The 22,735-nt window shown below is 61.8% G+C and carries 20 protein-coding genes and 1 tRNA gene; 10 read left to right on the forward strand and 11 right to left on the reverse strand.

All coding sequences use genetic code 11. The annotated features are described in order from the left end of the window. The first annotated feature begins 1 nt into the window (after position 1). From LJD17_RS11335 to LJD17_RS11350, 4 genes are read left to right on the forward strand one after another with little or no spacing between them, the layout of a single operon-like run. Positions 2-1,234 (forward strand): ABC transporter substrate-binding protein, encoded by a 1,233-nt coding sequence (locus LJD17_RS11335; RefSeq protein ID WP_406600794.1) that lies wholly within the window; start codon positions 2-4, stop codon positions 1,232-1,234. Between the two features lie 27 nt (positions 1,235-1,261). Further along, the gene (locus LJD17_RS11340; RefSeq protein ID WP_227384260.1) at positions 1,262-2,170 is read left to right on the forward strand and encodes a carbohydrate ABC transporter permease; all 909 of its coding nucleotides are present in this window, start codon (positions 1,262-1,264) and stop codon (positions 2,168-2,170) included. Between the two features lie 8 nt (positions 2,171-2,178). Next, positions 2,179-3,021 carry a carbohydrate ABC transporter permease gene (locus tag LJD17_RS11345; protein ID WP_227384322.1) on the forward strand — a complete coding sequence of 281 codons (843 nt, stop codon included), beginning with the start codon at positions 2,179-2,181 and terminating at the stop codon, positions 3,019-3,021. A 32-nt stretch (positions 3,022-3,053) separates the two neighbouring features. Further along, the gene (locus tag LJD17_RS11350; RefSeq protein ID WP_227384261.1) at positions 3,054-4,073 is read left to right on the forward strand and encodes an ABC transporter ATP-binding protein; all 1,020 of its coding nucleotides are present in this window, start codon (positions 3,054-3,056) and stop codon (positions 4,071-4,073) included. 320 nt (positions 4,074-4,393) lie between these two features. On the opposite strand, the gene LJD17_RS11355 is transcribed toward LJD17_RS11350, so the two are convergent. Further along, positions 4,394-4,469: transfer RNA gene (locus LJD17_RS11355), tRNA-Lys, on the reverse strand. Between the two features lie 134 nt (positions 4,470-4,603). Here LJD17_RS11355 and LJD17_RS11360 point away from each other — a divergent pair. Continuing rightward, the gene (locus tag LJD17_RS11360; protein WP_227384262.1) at positions 4,604-6,997 is read left to right on the forward strand and encodes a transketolase-like TK C-terminal-containing protein; all 2,394 of its coding nucleotides are present in this window, start codon (positions 4,604-4,606) and stop codon (positions 6,995-6,997) included. A gap of 66 nt (positions 6,998-7,063) precedes the next feature. Here LJD17_RS11360 and tgt read toward each other — a convergent pair whose 3' ends face one another. From tgt to gyrA, 7 genes are all read right to left on the reverse strand, one after another. Beyond that, the gene (gene tgt, locus LJD17_RS11365) at positions 7,064-8,236 is read right to left on the reverse strand and encodes a tRNA guanosine(34) transglycosylase Tgt (protein ID WP_227384263.1); all 1,173 of its coding nucleotides are present in this window, start codon (positions 8,234-8,236) and stop codon (positions 7,064-7,066) included. A gap of 50 nt (positions 8,237-8,286) precedes the next feature. After that, positions 8,287-9,426, reverse strand: a complete 1,140-nt coding sequence (gene queA, locus LJD17_RS11370) for a tRNA preQ1(34) S-adenosylmethionine ribosyltransferase-isomerase QueA (protein WP_227384264.1) — start codon at positions 9,424-9,426, stop codon at positions 8,287-8,289. 71 nt (positions 9,427-9,497) lie between these two features. Further along, complete coding sequence (locus tag LJD17_RS11375) at positions 9,498-9,965, reverse strand: peptidylprolyl isomerase (RefSeq protein ID WP_227384265.1); 468 nt, start codon at positions 9,963-9,965, stop codon at positions 9,498-9,500. A 55-nt stretch (positions 9,966-10,020) separates the two neighbouring features. After that, a complete protein-coding gene (locus tag LJD17_RS11380; protein WP_227384266.1) occupies positions 10,021-10,530 on the reverse strand; it encodes a hypothetical protein in 510 nt (169 codons plus the stop codon). Further along, positions 10,527-11,075 carry a peptidylprolyl isomerase gene (locus LJD17_RS11385; RefSeq protein ID WP_227384267.1) on the reverse strand — a complete coding sequence of 183 codons (549 nt, stop codon included), beginning with the start codon at positions 11,073-11,075 and terminating at the stop codon, positions 10,527-10,529. Before LJD17_RS11385 ends, LJD17_RS11380 begins: the two co-directional genes overlap by 4 nt. Before the next feature lie 29 nt (positions 11,076-11,104). Then, complete coding sequence (gene coaD, locus LJD17_RS11390; RefSeq protein ID WP_227384323.1) at positions 11,105-11,605, reverse strand: pantetheine-phosphate adenylyltransferase; 501 nt, start codon at positions 11,603-11,605, stop codon at positions 11,105-11,107. Positions 11,606-12,008: 403 nt separating this feature from the next. Continuing rightward, the gene (gene gyrA / locus LJD17_RS11395) at positions 12,009-14,696 is read right to left on the reverse strand and encodes a DNA gyrase subunit A (protein WP_406600795.1); all 2,688 of its coding nucleotides are present in this window, start codon (positions 14,694-14,696) and stop codon (positions 12,009-12,011) included. A gap of 401 nt (positions 14,697-15,097) precedes the next feature. Between gyrA and LJD17_RS11400 the strand changes: the two genes are divergently transcribed. Together LJD17_RS11400 and LJD17_RS11405 are read left to right on the forward strand one after the other, a co-directional pair. Beyond that, a complete protein-coding gene (locus tag LJD17_RS11400; protein WP_227384269.1) occupies positions 15,098-15,655 on the forward strand; it encodes a LemA family protein in 558 nt (185 codons plus the stop codon). Positions 15,656-15,667: 12 nt separating this feature from the next. Continuing rightward, on the forward strand, positions 15,668-16,693 hold the full coding sequence (locus tag LJD17_RS11405; protein WP_227384270.1) for a M48 family metallopeptidase: 1,026 nt from the start codon (positions 15,668-15,670) through the stop codon (positions 16,691-16,693). Here the strand turns inward: LJD17_RS11405 and LJD17_RS11410 are convergent. Further along, positions 16,690-17,544, reverse strand: coding sequence for a protein phosphatase 2C domain-containing protein (locus tag LJD17_RS11410; RefSeq protein WP_227384271.1), 855 nt, complete (start codon positions 17,542-17,544; stop codon positions 16,690-16,692). The two genes, LJD17_RS11405 and LJD17_RS11410, sit on opposite strands and share 4 nt — an antisense overlap. Before the next feature lie 70 nt (positions 17,545-17,614). On the opposite strand from LJD17_RS11410, the gene LJD17_RS11415 reads away from it, so the two are divergent. Together LJD17_RS11415 and LJD17_RS11420 are read left to right on the forward strand one after the other, a co-directional pair. Beyond that, positions 17,615-18,250, forward strand: coding sequence for a MarC family protein (locus LJD17_RS11415; protein WP_227384272.1), 636 nt, complete (start codon positions 17,615-17,617; stop codon positions 18,248-18,250). 133 nt (positions 18,251-18,383) lie between these two features. Next, positions 18,384-19,418, forward strand: coding sequence for a calcium-binding protein (locus tag LJD17_RS11420; RefSeq protein WP_227384273.1), 1,035 nt, complete (start codon positions 18,384-18,386; stop codon positions 19,416-19,418). A gap of 110 nt (positions 19,419-19,528) precedes the next feature. Here LJD17_RS11420 and LJD17_RS11425 read toward each other — a convergent pair whose 3' ends face one another. Next, positions 19,529-19,993: a GNAT family N-acetyltransferase gene (locus LJD17_RS11425; RefSeq protein ID WP_227384274.1), complete on the reverse strand. Its 465-nt coding sequence runs from the start codon at positions 19,991-19,993 to the stop codon at positions 19,529-19,531. Between the two features lie 2 nt (positions 19,994-19,995). Beyond that, the gene (locus tag LJD17_RS11430) at positions 19,996-21,108 is read right to left on the reverse strand and encodes a M20 family metallopeptidase (protein ID WP_227384275.1); all 1,113 of its coding nucleotides are present in this window, start codon (positions 21,106-21,108) and stop codon (positions 19,996-19,998) included. 228 nt (positions 21,109-21,336) lie between these two features. Between LJD17_RS11430 and LJD17_RS11435 the strand changes: the two genes are divergently transcribed. After that, a complete protein-coding gene (locus tag LJD17_RS11435; RefSeq protein WP_227384276.1) occupies positions 21,337-22,608 on the forward strand; it encodes a calcium-binding protein in 1,272 nt (423 codons plus the stop codon). Positions 22,609-22,735 lie beyond the last annotated feature (127 nt).

A 22,735-nucleotide genomic window follows, 5' to 3' on the forward strand; every position in this document is an offset into this window, starting at 1 on the left:
AATGAAGAGAGTGACGACGACGGTACTGGCGCTTGGGATGATGTCAGGCCCTCTCGCCGCCGCCGAGCTCCGCTTTACCATTTGGACAGGCAATGAAGCGCATCTCAAGATGCTCAATGGGTTCGCGGAGAGCTTTAAGGCGAAGCATCCAGATGTGACCGTCAAGTATGAGACGATCCCGCCTGGCGACTACACCCAGAAACTGACCTTCCAATTGGCCGGCGGCAATCCGCCTGATGCCGGGTGGTTGATGGAGGACGCAGCGCCGACCTTCGCTTCGGCAGGCGTTCTGGAAAATCTCGCCCCGGTGCTGAATAAGGCCGAAGGTTACGACTTCGCGGACTTTTCCAAACCTGCGCTAGGTCTCTGGACGGCGGGAGACAAGGTCTACGGGGTGCCCTTCTCGACCTCACCCTTCGTGATCTTCTACAACAAGGACCTCTTCGACAAGGCAGGTCTGGAAGATCCCAATGCGTTGGCGGCGAAGGGCCAATGGAACATGACGAAGTTCCAGGAAGTCGCCAAGAAGCTCAAGGATACTTCCGGCAAGTGGGGCTTCGAGTTCAAGGACGGCCAGGGCTACGACACACGCATCATGCACGCGCTGATGCCGCCGATCCGCGCTGCCGGAGGGGATGTGTGGGCCAACAAGCAGTGCGGCTTCGACAAACCCGAGGCTGTAGCGGCGGTCAAGCAGTTGCACGACATGGTCTTCAAGGACAAGTCGATCGTGCCCCCGGGCGAACAGGGAGACTACTTCTCTGGCGGCTCCGCCATGACCATTAACCAGATCTCGCGCGCCTCGCTCATGCCGAAAGCGGGCTTCAAGTGGGGCATTGCTCCCCTTCCCACGGGCGCAGGGGGCGAGTCACCGGTCATAGGACAGGCCGGCGTTGTCGTTTTCTCTGCAGGAAAGCAAAAGCAGCTCGCCGCCGAGTTCGTGGCTCACGTGACGAACAAGGAGAATGTGGCCGCTGCCGCCCAGTTTTTCCCGCCCGCGCGCAAGAGCGTTCTCGAAAGCGACGCCTTCATCAAATCCAACAACCTCATTCCGCCTGAGCAAATGAAGGTGGTTGCCAACGCTATCGCCAAGGGCAGAGTGTTGCCGGCCCATGAAAAGAGCCCGCAGATCCTCGCTGCGATGAAGCCGCGGGTTGACGCTCTCTGGCGCGCCAATGCCGACGTGGAGGCTTCGTTGAAGGCCATCTGCACCGCCATTCAACCGCTGCTCTGAGGCTGCGCGGTGGCGAAGACGTTGACAATGAGAGACACGACGGACCGAGAGAAAGCGTCGTGGCTCACCTTGAAGATGCGTGAGGCGATGGAGGCGTGGCTCTTCATCAGCCCCACGCTAGCCGGGTTTCTGATTTTCTTCGTGGGGCCGCTGATCGCTGTGGCCTGGTATTCCCTGACTGAGTGGAACCTGCTCACGCAGCAGGCCACCTTCGTCGGGCTCGACAACTACGAGGATGCCCTGTTCCGCAATCCGGACTTCTGGCACGTCGTTCGCAACTCGGTGATCTTCGCGGTCGGACTGGTGCCTCTCAACATGGCGCTGGCCCTATCGCTGGCGCTTCCCCTGTCCGGCCGGTTCCCGGGCGTCGTCATCTTCCGCACCGTGTTCTTCGCGCCGGTCGTCACATCTGCGGTGGCCTGGGCAATCGTCTGGAAATTCCTGCTTCAGGGAGAAGCGGGTTTCATCAATCAGATCCTTGCTCAGATCGGCATCGACGGACCCAACTGGCTGCGCGAGCCGAACTGGGCGATGGCGGCGGTGATCGTGACCCGGGTCATCAAGATGGTCGGCCTCAATATGATCCTCTATATCGCCGCGCTACAAGCGATCCCGCGCGACTATGAGGCAGCCGCCCGGCTCGAGGGCGCATCGGGTTGGCAGATATTCCGCTGGATCACCTGGCCGCTTTTGGGACCCACGACGCTGGTCATCATGGTTATCACCACGATCGGGTCGTTCAAAGTGTTCGATCACATCTATCAAATGACCGGCGGCGGCCCGGAGAACGGCACGCTTGTCCTTGCATTCTACATCTATCAGCAAGGTTTCCAGTTCTTCGATGTCGGCTATGCGTCGGCGCTTGCCATGATCATGTTCGTCATCGTCATGATCCTGACTCTCTTCCAACTCGTGCTGCGCCGGAGGGACACGTGAGCGTATCTCTGACGCGGCGCCGAATTCGCCTTCTCAATCGAGCCTGCTGGACGATTGCGCTCTGTGTTGTCGCAATTCCGTTCGTGTTTCCGTTCCTCTGGATGGTGTCTTCGGGCTTCAAGAGCGCGGCCGAGATATTCGGATCGCCCAGCCTTGTTCCGCGTGAATGGCAATGGCGGAACTTCATCGACGTCTTCAACTATCAGCCCTTTGCGCGGCAATATTTCAATTCGCTCTACATTGCCGTCACCGTGACGACATTGACGCTGCTCGTCTCGTCCCTGGCAGGCTATGCGCTCGCACGCATGCGGTTCGCGGGCGCTGCGCTGATTGCTCTTTTCCTGATGTCAGCGCTGATGGTCCCGGAGGAAGTGACGATCATACCGAACTTCTTCATGATGCGCTGGGCCGGCCTCGTGGACACGCATTGGCCCCTGATCCTGCTGCCGACATTCGGGCCGCAGGGCATCATGGCGACCTTCCTCATGCGGCAGTACTTCCTCGCCTTGCCGAAGGAACTGGAGGATGCAGGGAAGATGGACGGCCTGTCGCGGCTGGGGGTTTGGTGGCGCATCGCGCTGCCGATGTCCCGTCCGGCGCTTGCCGCCGTCGCCATCATCACGTTCCTCAATTCCTGGAACCTCTTTCTGGAGCCGCTGATCTTCGTCTCGTCGCTACAGAAGTTCACGTTGCCGCTCGCACTGTCCAACTTTACGGATCCCTACGGCATGCCGCTCTGGCACCTGCAATTGGCCGCGACCAGCCTTGCGGTCGTCCCGATCCTCATCGTCTATCTCATCGCCCAACGTCAGATCATCGAGAGCTTCGCGCTCTCCGGCGTAAAGGGCTAGGCTGCAATCTCGGCCGCATATCGGATCTTGCCATGACCAGTCTCTCTCTCAGCAACATTAAAAAGAACTTTGGCAAGGTCGAAGTCATTCGTGGCGTCGATCTGTCGGTTGACGATGGGGAATTCGTCGTCTTCGTCGGACCGTCCGGCTGCGGGAAATCCACATTGCTGCGAATGATCTCGGGCCTGGAGGACATTAGCTCAGGCGTACTCAGGATCGGCGGACGGACCGTCAACGAGACGCCGCCGGCCCGCCGTGGGGTTGCGATGGTGTTTCAGTCATACGCGCTTTATCCGCATCTCAACGTGCGCGACAATATGGGCTTTGGCCTTAAGGTGCGAAAGGTGCCGACCGAAGAGCGCGCCCGGCGCATCAACGACGCCGCTCGGACGCTGAAGCTTGAACCTCTCCTCGACCGTTATCCGCGCGAACTCTCCGGCGGGCAGCGGCAACGCGTCGCCATCGGTCGCGCGATCGTCGGTGATCCGGAGGTGTTTCTGTTCGACGAGCCTCTGTCGAACCTTGATGCGGAGCTGCGGGTGCATATGCGCTCTGAGCTCGCCTCCCTGCACAAGCGTCTCGGCAGTACCATGATCTATGTGACGCATGATCAGATCGAGGCCATGACGCTGGCGGATAAGATCGTCGTGCTGCGTGACGGCCTCGTGGAGCAAGTCGGCACACCGCGCGACCTCTACGAACGACCCGGCAATCTGTTTGTTGCGCAGTTCATTGGCAGTCCCAAGATGAACATCCTTCCGTTCGGCTCGGTCGCGAAAGCGCTGCCGGGCAGCCCCGGTCGTGCGAGTCATGTCGGAATGCGGCCCGAGGATCTCACGCTGACCGATCCCGGTTCGGGTCTCGTCAGCGGGCGGGTGCTTCTCAGCGAGTATACGGGCGCGTCGTCGCTGCTGCATGTGGAACTGCCCGGAGGCGAGGTCTTCCTGGTTGCATATGACGGTCCATCGATCGAACCGGATACGCTCTTGGGCCTCACCATCGCGCCGGACCGATTGCACTTCTTCGACAGCGACGGCCGGCGGACCCAATAGTCGTGTAAGGTCATGGATCGTCCGTCTTGGAAGGCAAGGCGACGGGGTTCGAGCGCCTGGCGCACCGGACATCTTTCACGCTGCAACGGAATGGAATGAAGATCCGGGCGTCGCTGTAAGAGCGTCCCCTCCCCACCGGCAGGTCCGGAGGCAACCGCCTGCGTCGCCATTGGATAAGCTGGGCGTCGCATTTCGTCGCCCTCGCTTCCGAAGGCGGCCGGATCCGGGAAGATCGAGGTCTGCCATTACGGCCAGCAATCTATTTGCGGTCCGGACGGAAACAGATCAAAGGGCAGATGCCGGTAACCCTTTGAAAGTATTGGTGAGCGCGCTGGGACTCGAACCCAGGACCCTCTGATTAAAAGTCAGATGCTCTACCGGCTGAGCTACGCGCTCCCAGAGGTGAGCCCGAAATAGGGGCTATCGGCTGGCGGGTCAATCAAAAAGGCCTAGTATGGGTCCCAAATTCCGCAACTGCGGGGTGGATTCGCCGTGCGTGGGCCACTCCGCTCCCATTTTTGGGCATCTCCATGACCGACCCTCGCCTGCCTTACCTCAGTGAGTTCGAGCGCAAGATCCTCTGGCTGTCGAGCTGGACCATTCACCATGCCAATCATCTCCGCCCGAACCGGGATGGGTTGAAGATCGGCGGGCACCAAGCCTCCTCGGCCTCCCTTTCAACCATCATGACGGCACTCTATCTCGCCGTGCTAAAACCGGAGGACCGGGTGGCCGTGAAGCCTCATGCCAGCCCGATCTTCCATGCAATCCAATACCTTCTCGGCCACCAGACACGGGAAAAGCTCGAGAATTTCCGCGGTTACAAGGGTGCCCAGTCCTACCCGTCTCGAACGAAGGACATCGACGATGTGGATTTTTCCACCGGCTCGGTCGGGCTTGGCGTCGCCCAAACCCTCTTCGCCAGCCTGGTTCAGGACTACGTGAAGGCCCACGGATGGCGACAGAGCCATCCGGAGGGCCGCATGATCGCCCTGGTCGGCGATGCGGAGATGGATGAGGGCAACATCTTCGAAGCCCTTCTCGAAGGGTGGAAGCAGGGCCTTCGCAACACCTGGTGGATCATCGACTACAATCGACAGAGCCTCGACGCGGTCGTGAGAGAGGGACTTTACGCCCGTTTCGAGTCGATTTTCCGCTCCTTCGGCTGGGACGTCGTGGTGCTCAAGCACGGCTCCCTCATGCAGGATGCTTTCCGTGAGCCGGGCGGTGAGCGCCTGCGCGACTGGATCGATTCGTGTCCGAACCAGCTCTATTCCGCCCTCACCTTCCAAGGCGGAGCTGCCTGGCGCAAGCGCCTGATGGACGATCTCGGCGACCAGGGCGACGTGACGAGGCTCATCGAGCGCCGTTCGGACGAAGAACTCGCGCGTCTGATGTCCAACCTCGGCGGGCATGATCTCCCGAGCCTCCTTCAGGCGTTCGAGTCCATCGACCACGACCGTCCGACAGTCTTCATCGCCTACACGATCAAGGGGTTCGGCCTGCCGCTGGCCGGGCACAAGGACAATCATGCCGGCCTGCTGACGCCGACCCAGATGGATGGGTACCGGGCAAGCGCCAATGTGAGGCCGGAACACGAGTGGGAAAAGTTCGAGGGCTTGGGTCTGCCGCAGGCGGAGCTCGAGCGGTTTCTCGCGTCCGTTCCCTTCAACGCTCAAGGCAGGCGTCGCTTCGACGCGCCGAAAGTGCCCGTTCCGGCTGCACTGACGACGCCGCAGCAGCCCGCCATGTCGACCCAGCAGGGGTTCGGCCTCATCCTCAACGAACTCGCCCGCTCCAATGAGGCTCTGGCCGACCGCATCGTCACCACCGCACCTGACGTGACGGTTTCGACCAACCTCGGAGCCTGGGTGAACCGGCGCGGTCTTTTCGCCAAGGAGGAGATGAAAGACATCTTCCGGTCCGAGCGCATCCCTTCCACGTTCACCTGGGACTTCAGCCCGAAGGGGCAGCATATCGAGCTCGGCATCGCCGAGATGAACCTGTTCATCCTGCTATCCGCCCTTGGACTGTCCCATTCCCTTTTCGGGGAGCGCCTTCTGCCGATCGGCACCCTCTACGACCCGTTCATCGCCCGGGGGCTCGATGCGCTGAACTATGCCTGTTACCAGGACGCCCGCTTCATCGTCGCAGCCACGCCGTCAGGCGTGACCCTCGCCCCGGAGGGCGGCGCTCACCAATCCATCGGAACGCCGCTTATCGGCATGGCGCAGGACGGGCTCGCCTCCTTCGAGCCGGCCTTCGTGGACGAGTTGTCCATCATTCTGCGATGGGCTTTCGACTATCTCCAGCGGGATGGCGAAGGCGAACCGAACGAGCGCTCCTGGCTTCGCGACGAAACGGGTGGATCCGTCTATCTTCGCCTGTCCACGCGCAGCATCGACCAGCCGCAGCGCGAGATGAACGCAGCTCTTGAGTCGGATATCGTCGACGGTGCCTATTGGCTGCGCAAGCCGGGACCCAATGCGCAGGTGGTGGTCGCCTATACGGGCGCGGTGGCGCCGGAGGCCATCGAGGCCGTGGGGCTCATGGCCGAAGACCGGCGGGACGTCGGTCTCCTCGCCATCACCTCGGCCGATCGCCTCAACGCCGGATGGACCGCTGCTCAGCGCGCCCGTGAACGGGGCCTCGTCCATGCCCGCAGTCATATCGAGCGCCTGCTCGGAGATCTGCCGCCCCATTGCGGGCTCGTGACGGTTCTGGACGGGCACCCCGCGACGCTCGCCTGGCTCGGCTCGGTCATGGGCCACCGCACTCGCTCCTTGGGCGTCGAGCATTTCGGCCAGACCGGAACCGTGCAGGATCTCTACCGACATTTCGGCATTGATGCGCAAGGCATCATCGCTGCGGCGGAAATGATCGCGCCGGGGCGACCGATCCGGCATTTGAAGGCCTTGGGCTGAAGTGAAGGCCCTGGGCTGAAGCGGAGCGCGATCCTGCGCGACCGCGAACAATAAGGGGGCGAGGATCTAGTCCTCGCCGCCGGTCGCCATGTTGTCGAGATGCTCGGCGATACCGTCGCGCTCGCCCTTGGCCCAGCCTTCCTTGACTTCGGCGATGTGGTCCTCCAGCCGGCCCTCGGCGATGGCCTTGCGCAGCCCGGCCATCAAGTCCTGATAATACGCGAGATTGTTCCAGGTCAGCAGCATCATCCCGAGGATCTCGTTCGAACGGACGAGATGGTGGAGGTAGGCGCGGGAATAGGTGTTCGAGGCCGCACACTTCGATCCTTCGTCGAGAGGCCGGATATCCTCCGCGTATTTCGCATTGCGCAGGTTCATGCGCCCGAAACGGGTGAAGACCTGCCCGTGGCGTCCCGCGCGGGTCGGCATCACGCAGTCGAACATGTCGACCCCGCGACGGACGGCCTCAACGATGTCGTCGGGCGTTCCGACACCCATCAGGTAACGCGGCTTTTCCTTGGGCATATGCGGCTCGACGGTCTCGATCATGCGCAGCATGACGTCCTGCGGCTCGCCGACCGCGAGCCCACCGATGGCATAGCCCTTGAGGTTCAGGTCGGCGAGTTCCTTCGCGCTCTCAACCCGCAGCCGCTCCACGGCCCCGCCCTGAACGATCCCGAACATCGCCTTGCCGGGCTGCTCCCCGAAGGCGATGCGGCAGCGCTCAGCCCAGCGCAGCGACAGGCGCATGGCCTTCTCGGCGACGTCGTCCGAACATGGCAATCGCACGCATTCGTCGAGCTGCATCTGGATATCGGAGCCGAGCAGACCCTGGATCTCGATGGACCGCTCCGGTGTCATGACATGGGTGGAGCCGTCGATATGCGACTGGAACGTCACCCCGGTTTCGTCGATCTTGCGCAGGGCCGCCAGGGACATCACTTGGAAGCCGCCCGAATCCGTCAGGATCGGGTACGGCCAGTTCATGAACTTGTGAAGCCCGCCGAGCTTTGCGACGCGCTCTGCGCTTGGGCGCAGCATGAGATGATAGGTGTTGCCCAGCACCACGTCGGCCCCGAGTGCCTTGACCTGATCGGGATACATGGCCTTGACGGTCGCAGCTGTGCCGACCGGCATGAAGGCAGGTGTGCGGATCACCCCTCGCGGCATCCGGATTTCGCCAGTCCGGGCGTTCCCGTCGCTCTTGGTCACGGTGAAGGTGAATTGGTCCGTGGTCATTAAAGCCTCTTTGTTGCTTCCCGTCGAACAGACCGACGGAAGAGCATCTCTCAATCGTGATGGAATGAATTCGTCTGCGCTGTTTGCGACGCGTCAGGCGCCGTATGGGCCTGCACCCTGAACAGCAGGCTCGCATCGCCATAGGAGTAGAACCGATAGCCCGTCTCGATCGCGTGGGCATACGCACCGCGCATGGTCTCGAGACCGGCGAACGCGGAAACCAGCATGAACAGGGTCGAGCGCGGCAGATGGAAATTCGTCATCAGGATATCCACCGCCCGGAACCGATATCCAGGCGTGATGAAGATATCCGTGTCGCCCGAAAACGGCGCGATCGTGCCATCCTCCCGGGCGGCACTTTCAAGAAGGCGCAGCGACGTCGTGCCGACCGCAACGATACGCCTCCCTTCGGCGCGGGCCCTGTTGAGCGCATCGGCCGTCGCAGCGGAGACACTTCCCCACTCGGCATGCATGCGGTGCTCCGTCGTGTCCTCCGCCTTCACCGGCAGGAACGTCCCGGCCCCCACATGCAGCGTTACGAACTGGCGGTCGATCCCCCGTTCATCGAGGCGGCGGAAAAGGTCATCGGTAAAGTGCAGACCGGCGGTGGGCGCGGCGACGGCCCCCTCGTCCTTCGCGAAAACGGTCTGGTAGTCGCGCTCGTCCTTTTGATCGGTCTCCCGCTTTCCTGCGATATAGGGAGGCAGCGGGAGTTCCCCCAGCCTTGCGATCGCTTCATCGAGAAAGGCGCCGGTGAACGAGAAGCGCAGGGTTACGTCCCCGCCCTCGCCTTTCGCTTCCACCTCGGCATCGAGGCGGACAAGCTCGCAGGCGGTGCCTTCGGACGCCTCCCCGAAACGGATCCGATCCCCGACCTGAAGCTTTTTGGCCGGGCGAGCGAAGGCGCGCCAACGGTCCTGCCCCTCACGCTTATGCAGCATGATCTCGACGCGGGCGCTCGTTTCGTCCCGAACACGCAGGCCATACAGGCGCGACGGGATGACCTTCGTGTTGTTGAGGACCAGCACGTCGCCGGGTTGCAACAGGTCCGGAAGATCGCGCACGATCCGATCCTCGAAGCAAGGCCCCTCCGGCTTCACCACGAGCATGCGCGCTCCGTCGCGCGGCTCCGCGGGACGGAGCGCGATGCGGTCTTCTGGAAGTTCGAAATCGAAAAGGTCGACGCGCATGGCGCTTGAACTCGTCACTCCGACGAGCAGGTCATCCCTCTCGCCGGAGTGACAAAAGCCTGACGTGACGTTTAGGCGGCGTCCGCCGCGACCTTCATGGAAACGATGCGATCCGGATCGCGCACGGGCTCGCCGCGCTTGATCTTGTCGACGTTCTCCATGCCTTCGGTCACCTTGCCCCAAACCGTATATTGCTTGTCCAGGAAGCGCGCGTCATCGAACACGATGAAGAACTGAGAGTTGGCAGAGTGCGGATAGTTCGTCCGCGCCATGGAGCAGACGCCGCGCACGTGCGGTTCGGCGTTGAACTCGGCCTGAAGGTCAGGCAGATCCGAACCGCCGGTGCCGGTGCCCTGGGGGCAGCCCGTTTGGGCCATGAAGCCTTCGATCACCCGGTGAAAGGCGATCCCATCATAAAAGCCCTGGCGGGCCAGCGTCTTGATCCGCTCCACGTGCTTTGGCGCGAGGTCAGGGCGGAGTTCGATGACGACCCGGCCCTTCGTGGTTTCCATGATGATTGTGTTCTCGGGATCGGCCATCGTCGTCTCCTGAATTAAGTGATGTCTTGAACGCGAAAAACAGCGCTTCTGCCGGTCACATAGGCCGTGTGTCGGAGAAACGGAAGGTGAAAATCCTCCCCGCGATGGCACCGCCGAGCTTTTCCGAGAAGGGGAACGGCGTGCAACGCGTAAAGGCCTCACGAATCGAGCGGGTGAAAGGCTCCCGCTGATCGGGCAGGTTACCGGCCCTGTAATAGGTGATCCGAGGCTGGCCAAGAACCTCTCCATTGCGCTTGAACGCAATGCGAATCGTAACCTCCTGGCCGGAAAACCCGCTACCGGCGGGCGGATGCCAGCACGCCTGCAAAGCCTGGAACACGCCCGACAGATTGTCGATCCGGCTGACCTGCTCGCCTTTGCCCGGGCGGATCGTCCCGTTGATGCTCTCCGGCAATCCTGGGGCCGGATCGAGCTGCTGGAGCGGATCCTCGAACTGATCGGACGGCGACAAGTCCTGCGCGGCGGCGGGCATGAGCCCGATCATCGCGAGAAAGAGCGCGGCGGTAAGCCACCGCGCCCGATGTGCCGACCGATCAGCCATCATTTGGCATCGGCGGCCAGTTGCATTTTGACGATCTTGTCGGGGCTATTGACCATGCCGTTGGAGGCCGGATCACCCTTCTTGATCTTATCAACCACGTCCATTCCGGAAACCACCTCGCCAAAGAGGGTGTATTGCCCGGTCAGCGGGCCGCAGCCCTCGTAGCAGATGAAGAACTGGCTGTTGGCAGAATCGGGGCTCTGCGAGCGGGCCATGCCGACCGACCCCTTCTTGTATTGGGTCTTGGTAAACTCAGCCGGGATATTCGGGAGGTCGGACTTGCCCGTGCCGGTGCCGGTGGGATCGCCGGTCTGGGCCATGAAGCCCTCGATCACCCGATGGAACGGAACGCCGTTATAGAAGCCACGCTTCGTGAGTGCCTTGATCTGCTCAACGTGCTTCGGCGCGAGGTCCGGACGCAGGCGGATGGTGATGCGGCCATCCTTCGTATCGAGGTAGACCGTGTTCTGCGGATCCGCGGCCTGCTGGGCAGCGGCGGGAACCAGACCCGCGAGCACGAGCGCTCCGGCGATGAGCAAACGCTTCATGAAGTAGACTCCTTCGAGGAAAGGCGGCGCTATTGCCGCTTGAATTTGGCCTTCAATCGCGCGGCGACAAGAGCCGGCACGAAAGCCGAGACGTCGCCGCCCATTCCGGCGATCTGACGTACGAGCGTGGCGGTGATGGGGCGGACCGGGGGCGAAGCCGGCAGGAATACTGTCTGAACACCGGGAGCCATGGCCGCATTCATGGAGGCCATCTGGATTTCATAGTCGAAATCCGTTCCGTCCCTTAGCCCTCTGACGATCAACGTCGCTCCGTGGCGCCGGGCTGCCTCGACGGCAAGGTCGTCAAAGGTCGTGACTTCCAGCGCCGTTCCCGTTTCGGCGGCGAGCGGCGCGCAGACGGCCCGGAGCAGCTCGGCCCTTTCCTCCGCCGAGAAAACGGGGGCCTTGGAGGAATGGACACCAATGGCGAGGACGAGCCGGTCTGCCAGACGGCAGGCTTGCCGCACCACATCGAGGTGGCCGTTGGTCACGGGGTCGAAGCTGCCGGTATAGAGCGCGGTGCGGTTCATCGCGACAAGGCGTAGCTTGAGAATGGGCTCGGGGCAAGCCGTGCGCCGACGCACAGCCGTCCGGCCAACGCCATATCATAACAAAGGCGACCTTTTTGGAAGGAGGGTCCCATGATCGTTCGCTTGCTGATCGTCGTCGCCACGGCCGTTCTCGTCCTCAGCCCAGCAGCTCTTGCCGGAATCACTCACGCGCCGGTGTAACCGGACGACAGCCATGTGGTATCGGGCTCGGCCGACGGCCCGGACCGAGATGCATCGCTCGTTCTGACTTGCTCGAACGTTTATCCCGGCGCCACTCACAATCGCGGACAGATCGGCTTTCGTCCCGGCCGTGAAATGGAAACCTCCATAAAAAAGGGGCCGGCACCGGGCCGACCCCTTGAGACAATCGTCCAAGAACGCCTTATTCGTCGTTCGCCTCGGCGACTTCGGTTTCCTCTCCGCTGTCGCCATCATCCTCGGCATCTTCACCTTCGATGTGCTCCACCGAGACGACACGTTCCTTGCCCTTGGTCGAGAAGACGGTGACGCCCTGCGAGTTCCGGCCGACCGTCCGGATCCCATCGACCGGCACGCGGATCAGCTGGCCGCCGTCGGTGACGAGCATGATCTGATCGGAATTTTCCACCGGGAACGACGCCACGAGCTGGCCATTGCGCCCGTTCACGGCCATCGCCGTGATGCCTTTGCCGCCGCGGCCCGTGATCCGGTACTCGTAGGAGGAGGTCCGCTTCCCGAAGCCCTTCTCGGAAAGGGTCAGGATGAACTGCTCGAGGGCACTCATCTCCGTATAACGCTCCATGGAGAGCGCATCGGCCGACACGTTTTCCTCGTCAGCGGCATCTGCGGTCTCGGCGTCGCCGTTGGTCTGCTCACCGGTGACGGCGCGGCGCATCTTGAGATAACCGGCCCGCTCCTCACCCGTCGCGTCCACATGGCGCAGGATCGCCATGGAGATGATCCGGTCGCCATCGGCGAGATTGATGCCTCGAACGCCCATGGAGTCGCGCCCTTTGAAGACACGCACTTCGGGCACTGCGAAGCGGATGCACTGGCCCTTGGCGGTGGTGAGAAGCACGTCGTCATTCTCCGTGCAGATCTGCACGTCGACGATGGCCTCGCCCTGGTCCAGCTTCATGGCGATCTTGCCGCCCCGGTTCACCTGCACGAAGTCCGACAGCTTGTTGCGGCGCACAGTCCCACGGGAGGTCGCGAACATCACGTCGAGCTTGTCCCAGGACGCCTCGTCCTCGGGCAACGGCATGATAGTGGTAATCCGCTCATCCTGCTCCAGGGGCAGCATGTTGACGAGTGCCTTGCCCTTCGCGTTAGGCGCGGCGAGAGGCAGACGCCAGACCTTTTCCTTGTAGGCCTTGCCTTTCGAGGAGAAGAAGATCACCGGCGTGTGGGTATTGACCACGAACAGCCGCGTGACGAAATCCTCATCCCGCGTCGTCATGCCGGAACGGCCCTTGCCGCCGCGCCGCTGCGCCCGGTAGGTCGAAAGCGGCACCCGCTTGATGTAGCCGGCATGGGAGACGGTGACGACCATGTCCTCGCGCTGGATCAGATCCTCGTCGTCGACATCCGAATCCCAATCCACGATCTGGGTCTTGCGCGGGGTCGCATAGGCATTCCGGATCTCGGTGAGCTCATCCTTGATGATCCCCATGATGCGATCGCGCGAGCGCAGGATGTCGAGATAGTCGGAAATCTCGGCAGCCAGCTTCGAGAGCTCATCGCCGATTTCATCGCGGCCAAGGGCTGTCAGGCGCTGCAGACGAAGATCGAGAATGGCACGCGCCTGTGTTTCCGACAGACGGTAGGTGCCGTCCTCGTTGATCTTGTGGCGCGGATCGTCCACCAGCGCGATCAGCGGCGCGATATCCTGGGCCGGCCAGTTGCGGCTCATGAGGGACTCGCGGGCGGCATTCGGATCCGGCGCAGTCCGGATGAGGCGAATGACTTCGTCGATGTTGGCAACCGCGGTGGCCAGACCGCACAGGACATGGGCCCGCTCGCGAGCCTTGCCGAGCAGATACTTGGTCCGGCGGGACACCACCTCCTCGCGGAAATCCACGAAGGCACGGATCAGATCCTTGAGCGTCATCAGCTCAGGCCGTCCACCGTTCAGGGCCACCATGTTGGCGCCGAAGCTCGTCTGAAGCGGCGTATAGCGGTAGAGCTGGTTCAGCACCACGTCGGCCATCGCGTCGCGCTTGATCTCGACGACGATCCGCATTCCGTCGCGATCGGACTCGTCGCGCAGGTCGGAGATGCCTTCGAGCTTCTTCTCGCGAACGAGTTCGGCGATCTTCTCGATCAGGGAGGCCTTGTTCACCTGATAGGGAATCTCGGTGAAAACCAGAGCTTCCCGTTCCTTGCGGACCTCCTCGACTTCCGACTTGGCGCGCATCACGATGGAACCGCGGCCGGTCGTATAGGCCGAGCGCACGCCGGAACGGCCCAGGATGAGGCCGCCGGTCGGGAAATCGGGACCCGGGATGATCTCGATCAGGCGCTCCGCCGAGATATCGGGATCGTCGATATAAGCCATGCAGCCGTCGATCACCTCGCCGAGGTTGTGGGGCGGCATGTTCGTCGCCATGCCGACCGCGATGCCGCCGGCGCCGTTTACGAGCAGGTTGGGGTAACGCGCCGGGAGAACGGCCGGCTCGTGCTTGGACTCGTCATAGTTTGGCGTGAAATCGACCGTGTCCTTGTCGATGTCGTCGAGGAGCGGCATGGCCGCCCGCGAGAGACGGGACTCCGTATAGCGCATCGCCGCAGGCGGATCGCCGTCGACGGAGCCGAAATTGCCCTGCCCGTCCACGAGCATGACCCGCATGGCGAAATCCTGGGCCATGCGCACGAGGGCGTCGTAGATCGATTGGTCGCCGTGGGGGTGGTACTGACCCATCACGTCGCCGACGATACGGGCGGACTTCACGTACTTCTTGTCCGGCGTGTAGCCGTTCTCGTGCATCGAATAGAGGATGCGCCGATGCACCGGCTTCAGGCCGTCGCGCGCATCGGGAAGAGCGCGGCTCACGATCACGCTCATGGCGTAATCGAGATAGGAGCGCTTCATCTCGTCGACGATGGAAATCAGCTTCACGTCGCTGGCCGGCTGGTCGCCCCCGGGGCCACCCGTGCGGTTGTCATTCGGATCGGTCAAAGTCGGTCTTTCTCAAATCAGCCCCCGCCGGCCCGTGGCGACCTGCCGCCGCATCTTTCAAGCCTGGGAGACCCATGCGAATCCAAAGAAAATCAATTCCTTAGATGGTCGATCGGGAGCAATTTTTCAAGGCATTTCGGGCGTTTTCCAAAGGGGAGAGCACCAAAGTTCAGGACGCAATCTGCCGCATGGAGCTCTCTTCCGCACCGGCATGCCTTTTCGGCCACCTAATGGCCTATCCTGAAACGTCATAACTTGCCGTTTCGGAGCAGTCGTGGCATGGGTGACGAAAGGGAATTTGGGGGCTGAAAGCCATGAATTGGGTCGTCTGGGCGGTTGGCGCCTTTGTCGTGCTGTATGCGATCATCGTCTATAACGGCCTCGTGACTCTGCGGACCCGGGTCAATCAGGCCTTTGCCGATATCGACGTGCAGCTCAAGCAGCGGCACGATCTCATTCCCAACCTCATCGAGACTGTGAAGGGCTATGCGGCCCATGAACGGAATACGCTCCAGGCCGTCGTGGAAACGCGCAATGCGGCCCTCAAGGCGCAAGGTCCCGCCGATCAGGCAGCGGCCGAGAATGCCCTTTCCGGTGCCCTGGGCCGGTTGGTGGCGTTGGGGGAGGCATACCCGGACCTGAAGGCGAGCGCCAATTTCCAGCAGCTTCAGACGGACCTGGCGGACATCGAAGACAAGCTCGCCTCGGCCCGGCGGTTCTTCAACAACGGAGTCGGCGAGTACAATGCGGCGATCCAGCACTTTCCCGCCGTCCTCTTCGCGGGCCTCATGGGCTTCCGCCCCCAGGTCTTCTTCGATGTGGGAGAGACCGAACGCAAGGCCCTCGAGGTCCCGCCCAAGGTTGCCTTCTAAACGGGGATCCGCGTGTTTCCGGCCTTCGGCCTCTACACTCACATCCAGAGCAATCGCCGGCGCTCGGTTTTCCTGATCGCCGGCCTGTTCGTGCTGTTCTACCTGATGGCCTTCGGCTTGGCGCTCCTGCTGCGTGCCCTGCAGGACGACGGTTCCGGAACTTTCGAAGGCCTTCTCCAGGGCGCCATCCGGGACAGCCTGTGGTTTTCGCCGCTCGTCACGGCCCTGGTCGGGCTCTGGGTCTGGTGCGGCTTTCGTTTCAACGGGTTTATTCTTGACCTCGCCACCGGCTCACGGGCGATCGGCCGGAAGGACGAGCGTCGTCTCTCCAACCTCCTGCAGAATCTCTGCATTTCCCGCGGCATGACCCCGCCTAAGCTACGCATTCTGGAGGTGAAGGCTCCCAACGCTTTCGCAAGCGGAACGCGGCCGGAGCAATACACGATCACCCTCACCCGCGGGCTCGTCGACCTCCTGAACGAGCGGGAGCTGGAAGCCGTGCTCGCGCACGAGCTCACCCATATCCGCAACGGCGATGTCCGCACCATGATGGTCGCCGTGCTGGTGGTCGGCATCATGTCGTTCATCGGCGACATGATCTATCGCTTACTTTGGGAGAGCCCGGATCTGCTCACGGATTCGTCGGACTCGAAGAAATCCGGCGGCGGCAAGTTCGTCGCGATCGTCGTCGCCGCGCTGTTCATCATGGTGGCGTGGGGCCTTTCCGTCGTCATCCGGTTTTCCCTGTCGCGGCGGCGCGAATTTCTCGCCGATGCAGGCTCCGTCGAGCTGACCAAAAACCCGGATGCCATGATCTCGGCTCTCAGGAAGATCGAGGGCAAAGGCGAGCTCGAAGGCGTGCCCTCCGCCGTGATGGAGCTTTGCCTCGACAATCCCCGGTCAGGCTTTGCCGATCTGTTCGCCACGCACCCATCCGTAGAGGACCGGATCGCCGCCCTCGTCCGCTATGCGGGCGGCCACGCCCCCGCGTCCGAGGCGCAGCCCCCCGCGACCGAGCCTGCCGCGCCGGCCGCTTAAGCCCTCACGAGCAGGGCCGTGGCATCATCGCTTTCCTTGAAGCGTGGATAGCGCGTACCGGAAGGATCTTCCTCCGTTTCGATCGCCCGCGCCCGCCGCACGAGCGGTTCAAGGCCGTTGTCAAGCGCTGCTTCCAGGAGAGAACCGGCATCGAAGGCTCCATAGAGATCCACCAGCGCCGAAAACCCGTCGCTGGCGAGAAGAATCACCGCGCCGTCCTCACATGGAACGCGCTCATGGCGTAGGCGGCTCGACGCATCGGGATCAAGTCCCAACAGCGCAAGGCCCTTTCCGGCCTTTTGGCGCTGGCGGCGCTCCGTCAGCCAATCCTGGAAGAGAGGCGCATCGAAGATGGTCTTCGGGGTAGACCCGGTCGCCTTGAGGAGTTCGGCGGCTTTCGCCGATTCATGCACGCGCAGCTCCGGAGCCTCGCCGACCGTTTGAACGCGGCCGTCCGGATGGCGGATATAGGCCGTCGTGTCCGCGAAGGTCCAGGTGTCGAGCATCCCGCCGTTCCGATAAACGAGGGTCATGGCGCCCACCGGCCAGGAGAGGAAGTCGTGGCGCTCCTCAGGGGCTTTCGCCATGAAAGCCACCCTCGCCTCCTCCATCACGTGCCGCAGGAGGGCGGGACCGTCGCCCTCATAAGCCCGGGCGGCAAGTTCCGAGAGTCTCTCCGTCGCGAACCGCGCGAGCCAGGTGGCGTCGCTCTTCTCATGCATGATCGGACGCGTTCCGGGAAAAATGGACGTATCGATGACCCATGCCCAATTCTCGGACGCACCGCAGGCATCCTCATTGGCCTTCTCGGCCGAACCGGGCCAGCTGATTTGGTCCAAAATCGTAAACATCGTTGCAACGCCCTCTCGTCAAACCCCGGTGACGACGCCATAAAGCAAAGCTCACGACAAGGTCCCACCGATGCTTTTCGACTACATTTCCGGCGCCCTGGTAACGCTCCTGGTGACTCTCGATCCGCCAGCGCTCGCGCCCATCTTCATCTCCCTGACCGGCGGCATGAACGCGGAGGAGCGGAAACGGGTCGCCATCCGGGCCAGCCTGATCGCTTTCTGCATCCTGGCCTTCTTCGGCCTGGGCGGCGAGGTGCTGCTGCGGCTTCTGGGCGTCGGCATTCCGGCCTTCCGCATCTCCGGCGGGCTGCTGCTGTTCTGGATCGCCTTCGAGATGGTGTTCGAGCGCCGGAACGAGCGCAAGCAGCATACGGCGGACGTGGCCATCACCGAGGATCACATCCGCAACGTCGCGGCCTTTCCTCTTGCGATTCCGCTCATGGCGGGCCCGGGCGCCATCACTGCCGTCATCCTGCTCGCCGGCCGGGCAAACGGTGATGTCGTCTACCTTTCGTCCCTGATCGCCCTCATCGGGCTCGGCGTCATCTCCTGCTTTGCCGTCTTCATGGCTGCGGAACGGGTTTCGCGCCTTCTCGGCGTGACGGGCAACATCGTGCTCAGCCGCCTCCTCGGCGTTATCCTCGCAGGCCTTGCCGTACAGTTCATCATCAACGGGGTAAAGGCGCTCCTGGAAACGGCCAAGTAGTGGAGAGAATGACCCTTCGAACACTCACAAAATTAAAATCATAGAGTCGACATACTTAAATAGAACGCTATATCGTATTTATGAACAGAGCCTCCCATTACGCGGAGGAGCATTTAAGTTTGGAGACGTTATAATGGTTGAGAAGGTTGGTGGACCTCACTCTCAGACTATTAAAGGCTCAGGCCTGAACGATGACCTTTATGGAGATTACGCCAGCCCTTTTTCTGCCGGATACGGGGGCAACGACAGGCTCTACGGCTACAACGGCCTCGACAAGCTTTATGGGGATGCCTTCAAGATCTCAGGAAAAGGCATCGGCGGCATCGACGTCTTCTGGGCCGGCAGCGGCAACGATTATCTCTATGGCGACGCTTACGCGATGCTCGGCTCCGCCCGTGGCAATCGTGACGTTCTGTACGGCGAAAAGGGCAACGACATGATGTTTGGCGACGCCAAGCTAATGTCCGACAAGGCTCGCGGTGGCCACGACAAATTGTATGGCGGGGCCGGCAACGACATTATCCGAGGCGATGCCTTTCAAATGACAGGCAAGTCCATTGGGGGCAACGATTACATCGACGGCGGCACAGGAAATGATCTCATCTTCGGCGACGCTCAACGCATGTATTCTCCACAGGCGGTTGGTGGCAGGGACACCATCTTCGGCGGTGAGGGTGACGATGACATCTGCGGGGACGATGTCTTCACCATTTTCGGAGGGCCTGGTGAAGGTATGAGGGATCCGGAGACCTCGCATTTCGGAGGGAACGACAAGCTCTACGGCGGCGACGGCAACGATAGACTTTCCGGCGGCCTCGGCAATGACCTTCTGGTGGGCGGGGCTGGCAATGACTACGTAGACGGCGAGGAGGGCGTGGACGTTCTTGTCTTCGACAAAGGTTTCGGCAGTGACACGGTCATCTTCCGATTCACTGGTTTCGTCGGTCGTGGTTATGAAGACAAGATTGACCTAAGAGCGTGGCACTTCAAGTCGTTTGCCGAAGTGGAAGCTCTGATCGACTATACACCCCAAGAAGTCGGCTCCCTGGCTTCGATGACGTTCTCGGACGGCAGTAAAATTGTCTTTAGGGAAGATAGTAACAAGTATGGAAGCCATGCCTATCTCTATCAACCGCCATACTTCGAAACGGATGACTTCATCCTTTAAAGCTCTAAAGGTTCTTTTCTAAAATCAAGGCGTAGCAAAAAGAGTCCTCGCAGGCCCTTGAGCGCGATGGACCTTAATGGAGTGCGGGCACCACATGGCAGAGCCGGGTCTTAGGCGGCGTGCTCCCGGATCAGAACATGCAGCCCCGGCTTGGAGACGTTTTCCTCAAAAATCGTCCATCCGCGCTTTTCATAGAAGCTGCGCCTTCTTTCGCCTGAAAGGAGGTAGACACGGTGGATCCCGAGCTCACCTGCGCGATAGAACGCACGCGTGACGAGCCGCTCTCCTATGCCTTGCTCGCGGAATTCCGGCTCGACCCAGAGCGCAGCGATCCAAGGCGAATATTCAGGACGGCTCTCCTCATCGCAGAGGATCAGTGAAACCGTCCCGACAAAGCGCTCATCGTCGTGCGCTACGAACGCGGTCGGAATCGGGTCGGCTCCAAGGCTTTGACCGACCAGATCCGTGAGCAGGCTGAGAGGATGTCCGTCCTCCTGCCAGAACGCCCGCCAGATGCGGTCCGCGACCGTCGCGGCAAATCCAGGCCGAGCGCGCAGGTCGCTGATTTGGACCATGCTCAGCGCAGGGTTTCGAGAAGGCGCGTCATCAGCTCCTGGCGGGGAGCGATCGATGAAATCAGGCCGTATTCGTTGAGCGTATGGGCGCCGTCCCCGTCGATCCCGAGACCGTCCAATGTCGGGACGCCGATGGCGGCGGTGAAATTACCGTCAGAGCCCCCGCCGACCTTGTCGCAGGACACGAGGTCGATCCCGATCTCGGCCGCGATTGTCCTGGCATGGTCGAACAGCTTCGCCGTGCCCTCGGAGCGCTCATAGGGCGGCCGGTTCATGCCGCCGGTCACATTGACCTTGAAGTCGGAATTCTGCGGCGCCAATCCGAGGATCGCTTTCGTCATCTGCTCTCCGTCCGCGACGGTTTCCACACGCAGATCGACCGGAAAGCGGCAATGCTGCGGGATCGTGTTCACGGCGGTCCCGCCGGACACCATGCCCACCGTCGTCGTGATGCCGCGCGCGTAATCGGTCAGGGCCTCGATCGCCAGGATCTGGCGCGCCGCCTCATAGATCGCATTGCGTCCGTCCTTATGGCGCGAGCCCGCATGGGCGGGACGACCCTCCACATGCACGTCGAAACGGCCGACCCCTTTGCGCGACGTGACGATCCGGCCGCCATCCCGCGCAGGTTCCGTTACGAGAGCCATAGCGGAAGCACGGCCGATATCCTCGATGACCGGCCGCGTCGTCGGGCTTCCGATCTCTTCATCGGGCGTGACGATGAAGACCATCGGCCGGGCCGCGCTTCCCCGGCGGGCCACGTCCTTGAAGGCTTCAAGGGCGAAATAAGCCCCGCCCTTCATATCGTAGATGCCGGGGCCGTAGAGCCGGTCCCCCTCGACCCGGAGGGGCAGGTCCTTCTCGATCGTTCCCACGGGGTGAACCGTATCGAGGTGGGACATGATGAGGATGCCGGGCTCGCCCCGTTCCGGGCCGGCGCGCAGCACCAGCGTATCGCCCAGACCCTGCTGGCCCGGCAGCCGCTCGACGGCCACGGGCGCGTCGGCCATCTGAGCCACCACGAGATCCATCATCAGGTTGACGCCCGCCACATCGTGGGTGGGGCTTTCCGTGCGGATCCAGGTGAAGAGCGTGTCGAGGGCTTGGGAGGTCATGATCAATCGCGCAAATGAGGGGGGACGGAACGTTCAATCGCCGACCGTTCATACCGGCGGGAACCCGGGATGTCATCTCCCATGCGGGCAGCCGCAGCGACCCTTTGAACCGTTCGCAGGCACCGTCCGGCAACATCCCGTGTCAAAGGCAACATGACGCATGCACGTTAATTGATACGTTATAAATATTCACATACATCTGCTGCTTCTGATTTCTGGTGAGTGGCAATGACGACAAAAACAGGTTCTCTGAGTGGCAATTTCCTTGAAGGTACAGAGCTTTCGGACCGAATCTTCGGGGACGCGAGGGGCACGTTCTCCAGCACCCGTGCGACAGGCAGCGACCAGATCCACAGCTATCGTGGTGCCGACTTCATCTATGGAGACGCCTTTACGCTGAGTTCAATTGCGCGCGGCGGTGGTGACACGATTTGGACAGGCCCCGACCGCGATGTCGTTTACGGCGACGCCTACGCCATGAAGAGCTATGCCCGTGGCGGAGCCGACAAGATCTGGAGCGAAAGCGGCTATGACAGCCTCTTCGGTGACGCCTATAACCTCACCCAGTATGCCGTCGGCGGAGCCGACAGGTTGTATGGCGGCGACGATGACGACGTGCTCTATGGAGACGGCTACCTCCTGTCCAACCGAGCAAGAGGCGGGGCCGACTCCCTCTACGGCGAGAACGGCCGCGATACGATCTACGGCGATGGTCGTTATCTCAAACATTCCGCGATCGGCGGAAGCGATGTCCTTCAGGGCGGCAGTTCCGAGGATAAGCTCTATGGCGACGCCTCGACGATGTACAACACGACGCTGGGCGGGAACGACAGGCTGTACGGCGGTTCAAGCAACGACCGGATCTATGGGGATGCGTATGCGATGTCCGGAGCCTCGAAAGGTGGCGCGGACTTCATCTATGGAGAGAGCGGCAACAATCTTCTCTATGGCGATGCGCTTACGCTGACCGGCACGTCGACGGGCGGAGACGACCACATCTATGGAAGCTCCGGCGTCGATATCCTATACGGCGATGCCGCGACCCTGGCGGACCAGAGCATAGCAGGACACGATTATCTCAGCGGCGGCTCCGGCAACGACATCCTTTATGGCGACGCTGCCGTCACCAGTCCGTCCGTAACCTATGGAAACGACACCCTCCTTGGGGGCGCCGGGAACGATCGGCTGATCGGCGACTCGACCTATGGCGGGACAGGCGTCGATTATCTTAACGGAGGCGCCGGGAACGACACCATGGATGGAGGCGGAGGCCGTGACGTGTTTGGCTTTGACCGAGGCAGCGGCAAGGATACGATCACGTATTTCAAGCCGGGTGAAGATCAGATCGACCTTCGCGCGTGGCGCTTTGCTTCTTTCGACAAGATCAGCATCGCGCAAAAAAGCGGCTATACGCTGATCTATCTGTCGGGAACAACCGAGTACATCAAGCTGAACGATGTCTTGAAAGCCAATCTCTCGGCCGCCGATTTCATTCTATAGCAAAAAATCCGGGATTTTGGCCCGGATTTCTGCTGTGGTGCGGCCTAGAACGGAATGTCGTCGTCGATATCGCTAAAGCGCGAGCCGCCGCCCGCCGGTGCCGCCGCCGGCCGCCGCTCCATCGGCG

The organism is Microvirga rosea, from assembly GCF_020595095.1.
Lineage (GTDB): Bacteria > Pseudomonadota > Alphaproteobacteria > Rhizobiales > Beijerinckiaceae > Microvirga > Microvirga rosea.